The 14,134-nt window shown below is 70.7% G+C and carries 11 protein-coding genes and 2 pseudogenes; 8 read left to right on the top strand and 5 right to left on the bottom strand.

Going from position 1 to position 14,134, the window contains the following annotated elements; translation table 11 throughout:
• The first annotated feature begins 447 nt into the window (after nt 1-447).
• The 3 genes from KDK95_RS16270 to KDK95_RS38230 all read left to right on the top strand — a co-directional run bounded on the left by KDK95_RS16270 (nt 448) and on the right by KDK95_RS38230 (nt 2,262).
• Nucleotides 448-1,014 carry a universal stress protein gene (locus KDK95_RS16270; protein ID WP_212519021.1) on the top strand — a complete coding sequence of 189 codons (567 nt, stop codon included), beginning with the start codon at nt 448-450 and terminating at the stop codon, nt 1,012-1,014.
• A gap of 294 nt (nt 1,015-1,308) precedes the next feature.
• Complete coding sequence (locus KDK95_RS16265) at nt 1,309-2,154, top strand: SDR family NAD(P)-dependent oxidoreductase (RefSeq protein ID WP_212519020.1); 846 nt, start codon at nt 1,309-1,311, stop codon at nt 2,152-2,154.
• 33 nt (nt 2,155-2,187) lie between these two features.
• On the top strand, nt 2,188-2,262 hold the full coding sequence (locus tag KDK95_RS38230; RefSeq protein ID WP_372463331.1) for a 50S ribosomal protein bL37: 75 nt from the start codon (nt 2,188-2,190) through the stop codon (nt 2,260-2,262).
• Between the two features lie 95 nt (nt 2,263-2,357).
• Here KDK95_RS38230 and KDK95_RS16260 read toward each other — a convergent pair whose 3' ends face one another.
• The gene (locus tag KDK95_RS16260) at nt 2,358-4,424 is read right to left on the bottom strand and encodes a histidine kinase (protein ID WP_249161396.1); all 2,067 of its coding nucleotides are present in this window, start codon (nt 4,422-4,424) and stop codon (nt 2,358-2,360) included.
• Nucleotides 4,425-4,695: 271 nt separating this feature from the next.
• Here KDK95_RS16260 and KDK95_RS16255 point away from each other — a divergent pair, with 271 nt between their 5' ends.
• The 3 genes and pseudogenes from KDK95_RS16255 to KDK95_RS35865 all read left to right on the top strand — a co-directional run bounded on the left by KDK95_RS16255 (nt 4,696) and on the right by KDK95_RS35865 (nt 7,138).
• Entirely contained in the window at nt 4,696-6,243 is a 1,548-nt protein-coding gene (locus tag KDK95_RS16255; RefSeq protein ID WP_212519018.1) for a Na+/H+ antiporter, read from the top strand.
• A gap of 126 nt (nt 6,244-6,369) precedes the next feature.
• A pseudogene (locus tag KDK95_RS38225) lies at nt 6,370-6,816 on the top strand (transposase); the annotation flags it as partial.
• A 40-nt stretch (nt 6,817-6,856) separates the two neighbouring features.
• Nucleotides 6,857-7,138 (top strand): hypothetical protein, encoded by a 282-nt coding sequence (locus KDK95_RS35865; RefSeq protein ID WP_249161388.1) that lies wholly within the window; start codon nt 6,857-6,859, stop codon nt 7,136-7,138.
• A gap of 43 nt (nt 7,139-7,181) precedes the next feature.
• Here the strand turns inward: KDK95_RS35865 and KDK95_RS16245 are convergent, their stop codons facing one another.
• Entirely contained in the window at nt 7,182-7,637 is a 456-nt protein-coding gene (locus tag KDK95_RS16245) for a GNAT family N-acetyltransferase (RefSeq protein WP_212519016.1), read from the bottom strand.
• Between the two features lie 224 nt (nt 7,638-7,861).
• On the opposite strand from KDK95_RS16245, the pseudogene KDK95_RS36980 reads away from it, so the two are divergent.
• Nucleotides 7,862-7,990 (top strand): annotated as a pseudogene (locus KDK95_RS36980) (transposase); the annotation flags it as partial.
• Nucleotides 7,991-8,162: 172 nt separating this feature from the next.
• Here KDK95_RS36980 and KDK95_RS16235 read toward each other — a convergent pair.
• From KDK95_RS16235 to hrpB, 3 genes are all read right to left on the bottom strand, one after another.
• Complete coding sequence (locus tag KDK95_RS16235) at nt 8,163-9,398, bottom strand: S53 family peptidase (protein WP_212519015.1); 1,236 nt, start codon at nt 9,396-9,398, stop codon at nt 8,163-8,165.
• A gap of 201 nt (nt 9,399-9,599) precedes the next feature.
• Complete coding sequence (locus KDK95_RS16230) at nt 9,600-10,322, bottom strand: class I SAM-dependent methyltransferase (RefSeq protein WP_212519014.1); 723 nt, start codon at nt 10,320-10,322, stop codon at nt 9,600-9,602.
• Nucleotides 10,323-10,372: 50 nt separating this feature from the next.
• Nucleotides 10,373-12,967 (bottom strand): ATP-dependent helicase HrpB, encoded by a 2,595-nt coding sequence (hrpB, locus tag KDK95_RS16225; protein ID WP_212519013.1) that lies wholly within the window; start codon nt 12,965-12,967, stop codon nt 10,373-10,375.
• A 409-nt stretch (nt 12,968-13,376) separates the two neighbouring features.
• On the opposite strand from hrpB, the gene KDK95_RS16220 reads away from it, so the two are divergent.
• Nucleotides 13,377-14,105: a hypothetical protein gene (locus KDK95_RS16220; protein WP_212519012.1), complete on the top strand. Its 729-nt coding sequence runs from the start codon at nt 13,377-13,379 to the stop codon at nt 14,103-14,105.
• Nucleotides 14,106-14,134 lie beyond the last annotated feature (29 nt).

Genomic DNA, 14,134 nt, shown 5'->3' with positions numbered 1-14,134 from the left:
CAGCGGCGATCAAACCGATGACGTCGTCAGCGCTCAAGACGCTCGACCCCCTTCACGACCAACGCCAAAACGGCGAAGGCCGCAATAACGAGCACGACGTAGAGGACGTCGGCCATCTCGGGCTCCTCTTGACTAGACATGTGGATAGGCTCGGTCCGGAACATGCGGGGCGCACCAGCGCGGCACACTCCGAACCACCAGGTATGGAACAGCAACGCCGGCCGGATGCACCGTTTGCTCACGCGCCTCTAACGGGCGTTATGGGAATCTCCACACCCGGCTTACAGGCCGAGCCCCGACCGTTACCTGCGCGACACGCCACCGACACTCGCCCGATTTGGGCCAGTATGTCGCGCGGCGTGTGCGGAACGTTGAGAGCGCGCCGGATCATGTTGAGTCGGTGTGAGCAACCGCATGAACCCGAATGGGTCGTGATGTGCTGACCAGATGGAGTCGAAAATCGTCGGTCGCGTCGTCGTCGGAGTCGACGGCTCGCTCGGCAGCCTCGAAGCGCTGCGCTTCGCGGCAGCCCAGGCCCGCCTGCTCGCGGCCGTACTCGTCCCGGTCCTGGCCTGGCGATCGCCGGGCGGAGCGCTCGCCGGCAGGCGCGCGTCGTCCGCGCACTACAACAGCGTCCTGCGCGAGTTCGCCGAGGGCGATCTGCGGCGCGCCTTCGAGGAAGGCCTGGGCGGACCGCCGACCGACCTTCCCGTCCAACCCTGGGTGATCATGGGCGAGCCCGGGCCCGTCCTGGTGCAGACCGCGAACAGGCAGCATGATCTTCTGATCGTCGGCGCGGGCCGACGCGGAACGATCCGGCACGCCCTGCACGCCGGTACCGCCCGCTACTGCCTGGCGCACGCGACGTGCCCGGTCATCGCCGTCCCACCGTCACCCCTGCACGCCGCACTGCGCTCGTGGCGCAGCCGACGGCAACAGATCAACCACGTGCTCGACGCATCGGCACGACCCGGGCCGCTCCCCCTGCCGCCGAGGTCCGCGAAAGACCGGTGAGCGGCGTTGAATCCGCGTCAGATCGGCGTGGAGTCGCCGGCTGAGTCCTTGCCCCGGTAGCCGCGACGGCGTTGACTGGCGGTCATGAACACCTCCGTCATGTCCCCGCCGCTGCGTGGCGGCCTTCGGCATGACGATCGGCCGCCGCATCCCGGCCGCTGACCTACGCCGCGCCTGAGCGCGGCTATATTCCCGCGCTTCCCGCCATCCGCCCGGTTCACGGGCGGCCGGGTGCGCCGCGCCTTCGCATGATCCCATTTCTCATTGTTTGGATATATAACTATGTCTACAACCATGTCCGCTGTGCCCACGTCGGCTCGTGTCGCCCTGGTGACCGGAGCCACCAACGGGATCGGGCACGGCATCGCCCGGCGGCTGCTGGCCGCGGGCATGACCGTCATCGTGCACGGCCCCACTCCCGAGCTCGTCGAAGGCGCGCGCGACCGGCTGCTGCTGGCGAAGCTGCCCGCCGAGAGGATCGAGTTCGAGGTCGCCGACTTCCGCGACCTGCACGCCGTCGCCGACCTCGCCGCGCGCATCGAGGCACGCCACCCCTGCCTGGACGTGCTCGTCAACAACGCCGCAGTATCCGGCAGCGACACCCGCGCGGTCACCCGCGACGGACACGAACTCGTCCACCAGGTCAACTACCTCGCACCGTACCTGCTCACCCGGCTACTGTGGGTCCCGCTGTGCATGACGCGGCAGGGACGCGTGGTCAACGTCTCCTCCTCCCTGCACCGCACCGGCAACTTCAACTGGGGCGACATGGACCGCGCCAAGCACTACTCCCGCACCGCCGCCTACGCGCAGTCCAAGCTGCAGCTGACGATGTTCACCCGCGCGGCGGCCGCCGCGGGCGGGGATCAGTTGCTCGCCGCCAGCGTGCATCCGGGCGTCATCGCCTCAGGACTGCTCCCGCTCTACGCGCGTACCGGAGCTCCCGCGGCCGAGGGCGCCGAGACCGTCTCCAGGCTCTGCCTGCCCGAGACCGAGCTCACCGACGGCGCGTACTACGACGGCGAGGTCCAGGGCCCGTTCGCCGGTCTGGTGGCCGACGAGCGCGCGGTCGCCCGGCTGTGGAAGGCCACTGCCAAGACCGTCGGCTTCGACCGGCTGCCGACGCCTGCCGCCGCCTGAGCCCGCCCACACCGCATCTGAAAAGGACGACACGTGGCCAAACGCGCGCGACGCAAGCGTGCCCGGCGCAAGAAGAACGCCAACCACGGCAAGCGCCCCGGAGCCTGACCTGGCGCGACGCGTCCCCGGACCGCCCGCAACGGCCCGGGGACGCGTCGCGCCACGGCGCACAGGGGACGAGGGCCGCCCGAGAACCATGATCGTCAGCCGCGTCGCGCCGCGGGCAGGTCGATGACCGCGCTGTAACGGTCGGCTCCGTCGGTCCGCTTGAGGTCCAACGTCCCTGCCATCGCGTCGATGAGGCCCCGCGCAAGGCGCACGGCCAGGTCGTGCTCCTGGGCCAATGCCGTTCGCGGCGTTCCGTCCTCGTCGGCACCCGGTTCCGGCCCCTGCCGCGCCGATTGCCGCACCGTCAGATCAAGCTGGACTCGACCGTCGCTGCTTCGGCCACTCAAGACAGGAGGTCGATCGGAATCGCTGCGCCGCAGCGCGTCGGCGGCCAGCACCGTCAGCGCCCGGGAGAGCGAATCGGCGTCGGCGACCGCGTCCGGGAGATCCTCGGGCAGATCTATGACGAGGCCGCGCCCGCCCGGGCCGAGATCCTCGAGGGCCGCCTCGACCACCTCGTCGAGCTCTACCGGCCGCAACTGCAGCTCCAACCCTCCGGTGTCCACCCGGCACAGATCGATGAGCTCCTCGACGCGCCGGGTGAGCGCGTCCAGCGTATGCGCCGCGTTCTTGATCTCCGCCGGTTCGCCGGACGTCAGGTCTGCGCGCACGGTGTGCAGGCGGGGGGCGAGTTCGTGGACGAGGACGAGTTGCACGGTGGCCAGCGTCGCCCTGACACTATGCCGCCGCTCCTCGCGCCGCGCGCCCCGTTCGGCGGCGTGCACGCGCATGGACCGTATGCGCTCGGCGGCTCCGGCGAACGCCTCGCGCACCGCGGGGTCGGTGATTCGGCCGCGAGCGGCGAGCGTGACCGAGCCGTCCGGTGTCGCCGTGGCATCGGCGCCTGCGGGAGTTTCGGGCGCGTGCTCGCCCGCGCTCCCCACCACGCTCCACTCGCCTGGATGCTCCGGCAGCGGTTCCAGCAGGCTCACGGCACGCAGATCGCAGCTTCGGCGCACCTGTTCGAGCAGGCTGGGTAGATCCTCGTGCCCGTCGAGCACGCTGACGGACAGGGCCCGGATCAGCTCTGCCTCGGCCAGCACGGCGCGTCGCCGGGCCGCCCGCGGCAGCCGACGCTCTGGCCCCGACCCGCCGCCGCGGTCGTTCACCAGATTCACGTCGATACCCTCGTTGCGCCGCAGCACCCGAGTGGTCAAACGGGTGCGCAGCGGGAAACGATGCGTGCTCGCCGTGTACCCGAGGACGAGCTGGGTGGCCTGGTGCGCGCGGGCGAATTGGACGAGCGCCTCGGCGGTGTCGTCCCCGGTCACCCGGTGCACGCTGCCGCCGAGCGATTCGACCAGGGCGAACAGCTTCCCGAGCGCCTCCTGGTCGGCCTCGCTGAGACCGTCCTGCGCACGGACGTGGACGGCGAGCAGTTCGGCGCCGGGCATGCGCTCGGCGATCCGGGCCGCGCGCCGCACGAGCGGCTCCTCCTCGACTCGGCCGGCCAGGCCGACCACGACGCGCTCGCGCGTCTCCCACGGCGCGACGATGTCGTGGGCGGCACGGTAGGCGCGCAGGCCCTCCTCGGTGCGATCGGCCATCCACAGCAGCGCCAGCTCGCGCAACGCGGTGAGGTTCCCCGGCCGGAAGTAGTGCGTGAGCGCGGCATCGATCCGATCGGGTGGATAGATGTTGCCGTGCACCATCCGGCGGCGCAGCGCCTCGGCGGTCATGTCCACCAGCTCGATCTGATCGGCCCGGCGCACGACCGCATCCGGAATGGTCTCGCGCTGCGGCACCCCGATGATCTGCGAGACAACCTCGCCGAGCGACTCCAAGTGCTGGATGTTGAGTGTGGTGACCACGTCGATGCCCGCGGCGAGCAGATCGTCGACATCCTGCCAGCGCTTCGGGTGCCCGGACCCGTCGAGGTTGGGGTGCGCCAGTTCGTCGACCAAGGCCACCTGCGGCGCCCGCGCCAGCACCGCCGCCACGTCAAGATCCTCGAAGACGACACCGCGATGCGACACCTGACGGCGCGGAACGGCTTCGAGCCCCTCGGCCATCGCCGCGGTCAACGGCCGCCCATGCGGCTCGACCAGCCCGATCACCACGTCCGTCCCGCGGGCCCGACGCCGCTGGCCCTCGGCGAGCATCGCGTACGTCTTACCGACCCCCGGCGCCGCGCCGAGGTAGATACGCAGACTCCCACGCTTCGCCACCCCACCAGCCTGAGAGCACGCCCCGCTATCCGACAGGGCCGCACTGCCCGGCCCGGCCGGGACCATCGGCCGTCACGCAAACGTACGGGAGTGTTAGAAACCCCTATAAGATGATCTCCGGTGTGCCGGGAAGCCTGGTCGGCGCGGGGAAGAAGTCTGCGGCGTCCGGCGGCAGCGCCCGCCTGAAGGATCAGGGGCTGCGCAGATGGGTGCGGTAGGAGCCGTTCTCTTCCTCGTGGTGCTCGCGACCACGGTGGCCAGCATCGCCAACCGCTGGAGCATTCCCGCACCATCGCTGCTCGTTCTCGCCGGCCTGGGCATCGCCCTCATCCCGGGTGCTCCCGCCGTGCACGTCGCGCCCCAGACCATCGCGATCGTCGTACTGCCGCCACTGCTCTACGCCGCAGCCGAAGAACTCTCCCTGCGCGATCTGCGCACGGTCTGGCGCCCAGTCACCATACTGGCGTTCGGCCTGGTCTTCGCCTCGGCAGCGGCCGTCGGCTTCGCAGCGGTCGCCCTCACCGGCCTGCCGCCGGCGATGGCGTTCGTCCTCGGCGCCGTGCTGGCCAGCACCGACCCGGTGGCGGTGACCGCGCTCGGCCGGCGCCTGGCGCTACCCGGCCGCATCCAGGTGCTCGTGCAGGCCGAGAGCCTGTTCAACGACGCCACCTCCCTGGTTCTGTTCAAGGTCGCGGTCGGGATCGCGGTGGCCGTGGGCGGCACGGTGCACGTCGGCGGGGCCGGCGCGCAGTTCGTGCTGCTCGCCGGCGGAGGCACCCTCATCGGAGCCGCACTCGCGGCCCTGGTCGGGCTCATCCGCCGCCGCACCACCGACCCGGTCCTCGAGACCGTCATCGCCCTGGCCACCCCATACGCCGCCTACGTGCTCGCGGAAAGCGCCCACACCTCCGGGGTCACCGCGGTCGTGGTCGCCGGCGTCATACTGGGCCGCTCCCACCACCAGTTGACCGACGCCCGCATCCGCCTGCAGGTCGACGCCGTCTACGCCGTCGTCGTGTTCCTCCTCGAAAGCGTCGTATTCAGCATCATCGGGCTGCAACTGCCCACCCTGGTACGCAACCTGCCGCCAAGCAGCACCTGGTGGCCCCTCCAAGCCCTCGCGCTCGCCACCGTCCTGCTCGGCACACGCATCCTGTGGACCCTGCCACTGACCCGCGTGGTCAAACCCGGGCAGAACCGGCTGTCGTGGCGGCTGGCCGCGGTGGTCACCTGGGCCGGAACCCGAGGCGTCATGCCGCTGGCCGCGGCGCTCACGATCCCGCTGACCGCCGACAACGGCAGCCCGCTGCCCGGCAGACCCCTGGTCCTCGTGCTCACCACCTCCGTGGTCGTGTGCACTCTCGTCGGCCAAGGCCTCACGCTCGCCGCGGTCGTCAATCGCTCCGGGCTCGCCCTCGAACCCGAACACACCGCCCGCGAAGAATCGGAGACCCACGCCGCGCTCAACCACGCCGCCCTCGCGCACGTCGAACACCTCGCCTCGCTCGAGGCCATGCCCGAAGCCGTGATCGACCGGGTACGCCGGAGCCTGGCCGCCCGCCTCGACCACGAGGTCGAAAGCCCCGACGGCACCACCCTCGGCACCGCCTACCGCGAGCTGCGCCGCGAGGTGATCGGCGTGCAGAACACCCACCTGCAGCGCCTGTACGACGAGCACCGGATCAGCGAAACCACTCGCCGCCGCCTCCAACAGGACCTTGACCGGGAGGAGGCGGCCCTCCGCCCGCACTGACCCGGGCGCGTCCGCCGGGCGCTCCTATCCAGCTTGGAGGCGCTGATGGCTGCAGCCCGTCTGGTACCAACGCCGTTCAGTTAGGTGGTGTGGGCTGGGGTCAAGGGTCTGCTGGTAGGACGTCGGGTGGGTGAGCGCAAGGCGTACAAGACCGACCTGACCGAGCCGGAGTGGGCCGTGATCAAGCCGCTGATCGCGGCGTGGAAGGCGGCGCATCCGTCGGTCTCCGGCCATCAGGGGCGTTACGAGATACGCGAGATCGTCAACGCGCTGCGGTACCAGAACCGGACCGGCTGCCAGTGGGAGTTGTTGCCACACGACCTGCCGCCGACCGGCGCGGTGCGCTACTACTTCGGTGTCTGGAAGAGTGACGGGCTCGATGCGCGGATCAACGACGTGCTGCGGATGATGGTGCGCGAGAAGGCCGCACGCTCTGCGGACCCGTCGCTGGTGGTGCTCGACTCGCAGTCGGTGCGTGCAGGGGCCGGGGTGCCGAAGTCCACCACCGGCCTGGACGCGGCCAAGAAGACCCCGGGACGCCTGCGCGGGCTGGCCGTGGACGTCATAGGGTTGACACGAAGCACTGCAGGTCACGGCCGAGACCGACCGCGCGATGGCGCCAGGCCTCGACCTCGAACAACCGCCGGCCCTGGCGCTGCCGGACGGCGCGGCCTACCGGCAGATCATGGATGCGTGCGCGCACGAACGGCGACCGCTACGCGCCCGCGACCTGTGCCTCGCTCTGGACCTGCCTGTGATGCCCAAGCACGTCGCAGGCACCCGTGCGAAGCTCAAGCGCCTGGTCAGCCTCGGGTTCCTCAACGAGGCCGAACCCGGACTGTTCACACAGCCCCGCTCCCAGGCCCAGGCTGCCTTCGTCGACCAGCGACATTGAGCAACCCAGGCCGAGAAGTAAGCTACCCGGCACTGCCATCCCCTCACAGGAGGAGCTCGCCGACGACCTCGCCGTGGAACACCTCGCCGGTGGGTCGGAAGCCGAGCCCGAGATAGAAGCGCTCAGGCCCGTGCTCGTGCGGAACCCAGAGCACTGTTACACGCCGTTCGCCACGGCGCCGCGCTTGTTCGCATACCGCCTCCACCGCGAAGCGGCCGTAGCCGCGGCCCTGATGCTCGGCTGCGATGTTCAGGCGCCACACGCCGCACCGGAAGAAAGACTCCGGCGGCATGGACGTGTCGAAGCCGGCCATGACAAAGCCGACTACTTCGTCGCCATCGACGATAAGCCGTGGCCACGCGATCGCCTGGTTTGCGTAGGCCACGGCGAGCGACCACGCGACCGGCGACACGACAGCTTGCTGTTCAGGGCGTACCTCGATGCGGCACGCGGCGGTCACGTTCTCCGGGGTGATCTCCACCAGTCCTGGCGTCTGCATGACCGCACGATAGAAAGCAGATCGAGGCCGCTACAAGGAATTCTTTTGTCAAGACCCACTGCGGGCCAAGCCTGACACCCTGACACGTTGCCACCCCGCACCCGACAAGCCGACCAGCACTCCTGATCCAAACACGCGGCTAAAACACTAAGACTTGCTTATCGTCCTCTTGGAACCGCTACCACATACGGTATGAACTGGTTCTGATTTGGCTGACGGCGAAGGCGCTGTGCCGGATCTTGTTCGTGCTGCACACCGGTCTGCCGTGGGAGTGGCTGCCGCAGGAACTCGGGTTCGGCTCCGGGATGACGTGCTGGCGTCGCTTCGCGGCGGCTGAGGGCCAGGCGCTGTGGGGTACGGCGACCAACGGCAGGACCTGATCCGGCTCTTATCGAACCGGCTCGGGCGGCGCAGCGGCCCGGCACGGAGGACGAGGCTTGCGTCTCTCCTCCGGTCGGGCCGCTGTTCAGATCGAGGGCACTGCACGCTGTTCCGCTTGAAGCGATCGGTCAGCGCCGAGGCCGCCTAGAAGGCGGTGATGCCTTCTGGGGTGCCGAGGCCGGTCGGGCCGTCCCAGCCCGTGGTCGCCGTGCACAGCTCGGATACCGAGCAGGAGCCGTTCGAGCCACTGGTCACATCGTTGAGGTATGCGGTGCCGACGTAGTTGTAGAGCGTGTTGTTGCTGACCGAGGACTCGTTGCCGGCCAGCGCGAAGACGCCTGCGATCAGCGGTGAGGACACCGAGGTACCACCAAACTGGAGCCAGCCCACATAGCCGTCGTAGGAGGTCGAGTCGTACACGGCCACGCCGGTGTTGGGGTCGGCCACGGCGGAGACGTCTGCCACGGCCCGCTTCGAGCATCCGGTGGTCACCAGCGACTGGCCGGTGAGCTTGGTCTCGTACTTCGAGCAGCCGGAGCCGGCGTCGGCCCAGGCGGTTTCGGTCCAGCCGCGGCTGGCGGTAGTGGAGGTGGACAGTGAGGTGCCGCCGACGGCGACGACGTACTGGCTGGCCGCCGGGTATTCGACGCCGTAACCGCTGTCGCCGGTCGAAGCAGTGATGATCACGCCGCTGTGGTGGTAGTACGTGTCGTAGCTGGTCTCACCGGAGCTTTCGGAGCCGCCGTAGCTGTTGGAGACGACGTTGGCGCCGAGCGCGACCGCCTCGTTCACGGCCGTGCCGAGGTTGGCGTAGGAGGCGCTGCTCGCCTCGACCAGGATGATCTTGCAGAGCGGGCAGGTCGCCGAGGCCATGTCCAGGTCCAGCGACTCCTCCTCGGCCCAGCCGCCGTCGTTCGACGGCAGGGAGGTGGTGGAGCCGGTCTGGGACGTGATCTTCAGGCAGCCGCTGGCGACGGTGCACGCGGACAGGCCGTAGGCCGAGCGGTAGACCGCGAGGTCGGCAGCGGCGGTCGGGTCGTTGTAGGCGTCGACGATGCCGATGGTCTGGCTGGAGCCGTCGGCGGCCGAGGCTGCGGCCAGTCCGTACGCGGCCTGTATCTGCGACGGGATGTAGCCGCTGGTCGTCGAGGTTCCCGAGTTCGGGTGGACCTTGCTGGTGCGGACGTAGGCGTTGCAGGCGGCGTAACCGGCGGCCGGCGTGGCGCCGCAGCCGGCGCGCACGACCGTGTGGGTGTCGGACGTGCTGACGGCCGCGGTCCGGGTGGACGCGGACGCCTGCGTCGCGGAGAGCGCCGGAACCGCGGTGGCGGCCAGCAACGTCACCACGGTGATGAGGCGTCGTACAAGGTGGTGCGACACTCAGTCCTCCTGTGGGCGGGGATCCCTGCCCTGATTAGGCAGGTTGCCAGGAAGAATGCCTGAGGTATCAGAGTCCTGTCGCTCAAGTTTTCTGCAAACTGATATCAAATGCCTGTAAAATAGGCTGAAAATCTCATGAGATTACGGCATAAGACCGTCAGTCTGATACGGCGGAAGGAAAGCGGTTCGGAAGGAAAGCGGTCAAGCCGTGGCGGCTCTGCGGGCGAGGACGAGTCCGTACTTCGGGCTTCCGTCGTCGCGTCGGCCCAGCGCCGTCAGGGGCGTGACACTCGGCATGGCAAATCCTGCTGCCACCAGGTCGGTGCGGAGCGCGGACAGTGCGCCGGTGCGGTAGTACATGACGAACGGGGGGCGCCAGAGAGCGTTGCGCACTCGCATCGCCAGGTCGAATCCCTGGGCCGACCAGTACGCGCGCGAGGCCAGGGGTGGCGGCGCGCCCACCGGGAAGGCGAAGACCCCGCCGGGTCGCAGCGCTCGGTGCACGCCGGCGAAGAACGCGGGCCGCTCGGCGGGCAGGAAGTGCCCGAGCGACCCGAAGGTGACGGCCAGGTCGAAAGCTCCGGCCAGGGGCAGGGCCCTGGCATCAGCACGCACATATTCGGCCTCGGGGTACGCGTAGCGTGCCTGGGCGAGCATGCCGGCGCTGAAGTCGACACCGCTGATGCGTCCCGCGCACAGCGATTCGAGCACCCGCAAGCCCGCTCCGGTGCCACAGCACACATCCAGTCCCCCGTCGAACGGCCCGAGTCCGGTCAGTGCGTCGGCGCACGCGTCGAGCACGTCCTCGGGCGTACGAAAGGGAGTGTGGTCGAACTTCGGCGCGAGCAGGTCATAGCCGCGTTCGACCGAGGAAAGCGCCTGGATCAGCAACTCAAGCGCTGATGGACCTTGAGGCGAGAACATGGAGCCAGAGTACGTCCCGCCGGAAGACCCCCGCCGGTTACTCTCATGGCTTATTTGCGCTGATTGAGACGCCGGGTCGGCTGGGCGGCGGTGGGGTCCTCGGGCCAGGGGTGGCGCGGGTAGCGGCCGCGCAGGTCGGCGCGGACGGCGCGGTAGCCCTCGCGCCAGAAGGAGGCGAGGTCGCTGGTGACGGCGGCAGGGCGCCCTGCGGGAGAGAGCAGGTGGATCGTCAGGGTGACGCGGCCGTCGGCCAGTTGCGGGGCCGCGTCCAGGCCGAAAAGCTCTTGGATCTTGACGGCGAGCACGGGGCGGTCAGCGGAGTAGTCGACGCGAATCCGGCTGCCGCTGGGAACGGTGATGCGTTCGGGGGCGAGTTCATCCAGGCGCCCGGCGGCGGGCCAGGGCAGCAGCCGGGTCAGGGCAGTTGTCGTGGGGATGCGTTCCAGGTCGGCGCGGTGCCGGGCGCGGGAGAGTTCGGGCTCCAGCCACTGGTCGGCCCGAGCCAGCAATGCCTCGTCGTCGACCGCGGGCCAGGGTTGGCCGAGAGTGCGGTGCAGGAATGCCAGGCGTTGACGTAGGGCGGTGGCCTCGGCCGGCCAGGTGAGCAGTTCGCTGACGGTCTCGGCGGCCAGGCCTTCCAGCAGCGCGGCGCGCAGGTCGGCGGGGTCGGGGTCGGCGAGGAGTCTGGCGGTGAGTTCGATCGCGCCCAGGGATTGGACCCTTCTGGCCGCGATCTCGCCCCGGCGCGAGCCGGCAGGAACGGCCCAGCGGACTTTCTCACGCTCAGTGAGCAGGGACGGGGCGCAACGTCGTGCGGCGGCCTCGTCCAGCACGGCGGCCAACCGGACCCGGGCGGCCGGAGATCCGGACGGGCGGTCGGCGACCGCGACGGCGATCCACTCCGCGCCGGACAGGGCGGAGCCGGGCGCCGTGTCGGCGGCGGTGCCCGAGGCCATCAGGTAGGAGGCGCGTGCGCCGGGTTCGGGCTTCGACGAACCCGAACCCGAGCCCCTCCCCGCACGGGCCCGCGCGATGCGTTCGGGGAAGGCGAGCCCGACGATCAGACCGGCCGCCTCGGCCGGGCTGACCGGCGGCCGGGGATCGCCTGCGGACCCGATGTGGCCCAGCAGTCGGCGGACCTCGTCGCGCCAGCGGGCGGCATAGGGGTCGCGGCCGGCGGCGGCGGCGCGGTGGACCGCGGCCAGGTCGTCGCCCAGTGCGCGCGGGGGTTCCTCGGACAACAGCGCCGCCAGTTCGGCCGCCAGGCGTGCGCCGACCACCGCGGCACCGTCCAGCAGGGCTCGGCCGAGCCGAGGGTGCAGGCCCGTGCGGGTGATGCTCACGCCCCGCTCGGTGGCGCGGCCCTCGGCGTCGACGGCGCCCAGAGCGGTCAACACGTCTCGGGCGGCGGCCATCGCGCCGTCCGGGGGCAGGTCGGGCAGCGCGAGGCCGCGGGCTCCCGGGGCGCCCCAGCAGGCGACCTGGAGTGCGAAAGAGGTGAGGTCTGCCTGCATGATCTCGGGGGTCGGCATGGGCCTGGCCCTCGCGTCCTCGAATTGCGCCCAGCAGCGGTAGACCGCTCCGGGGGCCTCGCGCCCCGCGCGTCCGGCGCGCTGGCGTCCGGTGGCCAGCGACGCCCGGACGGTGACCAATGCGGCCAGGCCGCGGGAGTGGTCGGTGCGCGGCTCCCTGGCGAGACCGCAGTCCACGACGGTGCGTACCCCTGGCACGGTCAGCGAGGACTCGGCGACGGAGGTGGACAGCACCACCCGCCGGCGGCCACCGGCGGTCAGCGCCGCCTCCTGGATCGCGGACTCGGCCCGCCCGTGCAACTGCAGCACGTCCACGCTGTTACGCAGTCCGGCCAGCATCCCGGCGACCCGGGCGATCTCGCCCGCGCCGGGCAGGAAGCACAATACGTCCCCTTCGCGTTCGCGCAGTGCGCGCCGCACGGTCGCGGCGACATGCTCCAGCAGCGCGGGATCTACGCGCAGCCCTTGCGGCGCGCGCACCGGCCGAGGCGGCGGCGACCAGACGACCTCTACCGGGTGCTGGATGCCGTGGGCTTCCACGACGGGTGCGGGCGCCTGATCCGCCCCGCCCAGCAGCCGGGCCCACGCGGCGGTGTCTGAGGTCGCCGAGGCGCAGAGTACCTGCAGGTCGGGGCGAAGGGCGGCCCGGACATCGAGGAGGAAGGCCAGTGCGGTGTCTGCGTCCAGGTGCCGCTCATGGCATTCGTCCAGTACGACGATGTCCACGCCGGCCAGTTCCTGCTCGCGCTGCAGCCGTTGCAGCAGCACGCCGGTGGTGACCACCTCGACCACGGTGCGCGGCCCGGTCTTGCGCTCGCCGCGCACCGTGAAGCCGACCCGCTCCCCCACCGGTTCGCCCAGCAGCCAGGCCATCCGCCGCGCCGCGGCGCGGACCGCGAGCCGACGGGGCTCGGCGACCAGCACCCGGCGCGGCCCGGCTGCTTGCGCATCGAAGTCGGCCTCCGGCACCAGGCCGGCCAGGGCCAGCGGTACCAGCGTCGTCTTCCCGGTCCCGGGCGGTGCGGCCAGGACGGCGGTCCCGCGCTGGTCCAGGGCGCGCCGGAGTTCAGGGACGGCGCTGCGGACGGGAAGCTCGAGCCAGGCGGGATTCACACCGCCAGTCTCGCCGATCGCGCCTCACCGGCGCAGGCGGACCCCTGTGCGGAGCCGGCCACGAGGGCGGCAAACGTCTGACGCACAATGACGCCGCGAGACGCGCAAAATGGCACAGACTTGATGCGGTGACGTCCCGCCGGAAAACGCCAATCCTTTCCGTGGCTTTTGCCTTGAGCTGACCTCAACCGGCCGTGCGGCACCGCATGCGCACGTTAGCGTGCCTGGTCGAAGCCCGTTAATTCAATGTTCAGGATCCATGGTGAATTACTGCACTTCGTGTCTCAGGGAACTCAATGGCGTCGTGTCCTGCCCGGGATGCGGAGCCGTCGTCGAGTCGATGGCGGGCGCGGCCGAGCCGCCCGTGGGCGGCCCAATGCGCCAGACAGGCGCGGGTGCGCGGCAGCCCGTGCCGGCGAAGGCGGGCCACGGAGCCGACGCGGCCGCCGCTTCCGGGCGCGCCGCCGGACCGGGCCGCGGCCGTCCGAAGGCCCGGACCGGAGCGCATGCCGCACCGCGCTCGGCGGTGTTCGCCGCGGACGGTTACGCCGACTCGGAGGTCGGCTCGCACGGCAACGAGGCCGGGGCCGACGCGAGCGCCCGCCGCGTCCGCCACTCCCACCGCCGCCGGTCCCTCGCGGCCAGGGTGACCACCGCCACGGGGGGTTTCGCGGGTATCGCCGTCCTCGGCACCCTCGCCCTCGGCAATCTGTCGACGACGGCCCACACGAGCAGCTCGGCCGGATCCGCCGCCGTCGCGTCTGTGCCGGTCCAGGCCGCCTCGCACACATCGTCCACGGCGCAGACGCAGTCCCGGCAGACGGCGTCCCAGTCCGACCACGGAGCCACTGCGACCGCGACTCGGCAGCCGACGGCCTCCGCCACCGCGTCGCAGAGTCTGGCGGACGCCCCGGGCTACACGCCGCGCCACGCAGCCCAGACCACGTCGCAGTCCGTGTCCACGGCCGCCGCGTCGGCCACCGCGGCCCCGATCGCGACTGCGTCGAGCGCGTCGACGGTGTCAACGAGGTCATCGACGTCGACGACGACCACTTCCGCCACTGCGACTGCCACCCCGTCGGCCTCGGCATCCTCCACGCAGTCCCCCGTGCTCTGTGTCCTCGGCATCTGCCTGTGAGCCCGCCAGATTCGAGTGCCCGCTCAGGA

It is taken from the genome of Actinospica acidithermotolerans, from assembly GCF_018139625.1.
Lineage (GTDB): Bacteria > Actinomycetota > Actinomycetes > Streptomycetales > Catenulisporaceae > Actinospica > Actinospica acidithermotolerans.
The sequence above is the reverse complement of the archived record's forward strand: the minus strand, read 5'-3'. Positions and strand labels throughout refer to the sequence as shown.

Excerpts from the sequence above, each read along its gene's own strand:
- KDK95_RS16255 (WP_212519018.1), top strand. The coding sequence starts at position 4,696 with ATGGGTGCGGTAGGAGCCGTTCTCTTCCTCGTGGTGCTCGCGACCACG.
- KDK95_RS16265 (WP_212519020.1), top strand. The coding sequence starts at position 1,309 with ATGTCCGCTGTGCCCACGTCGGCTCGTGTCGCCCTGGTGACCGGAGCC.
- KDK95_RS16245 (WP_212519016.1), bottom strand. The coding sequence starts at position 7,637 with ATGCAGACGCCAGGACTGGTGGAGATCACCCCGGAGAACGTGACCGCC.
- KDK95_RS35865 (WP_249161388.1), top strand. The coding sequence starts at position 6,857 with ATGGCGCCAGGCCTCGACCTCGAACAACCGCCGGCCCTGGCGCTGCCG.
- KDK95_RS16230 (WP_212519014.1), bottom strand. The coding sequence starts at position 10,322 with ATGTTCTCGCCTCAAGGTCCATCAGCGCTTGAGTTGCTGATCCAGGCG.
- KDK95_RS16270 (WP_212519021.1), top strand. The coding sequence starts at position 448 with ATGGAGTCGAAAATCGTCGGTCGCGTCGTCGTCGGAGTCGACGGCTCG.
- KDK95_RS16260 (WP_249161396.1), bottom strand. The coding sequence starts at position 4,424 with ATGCTCGCCGAGGGCCAGCGGCGTCGGGCCCGCGGGACGGACGTGGTG.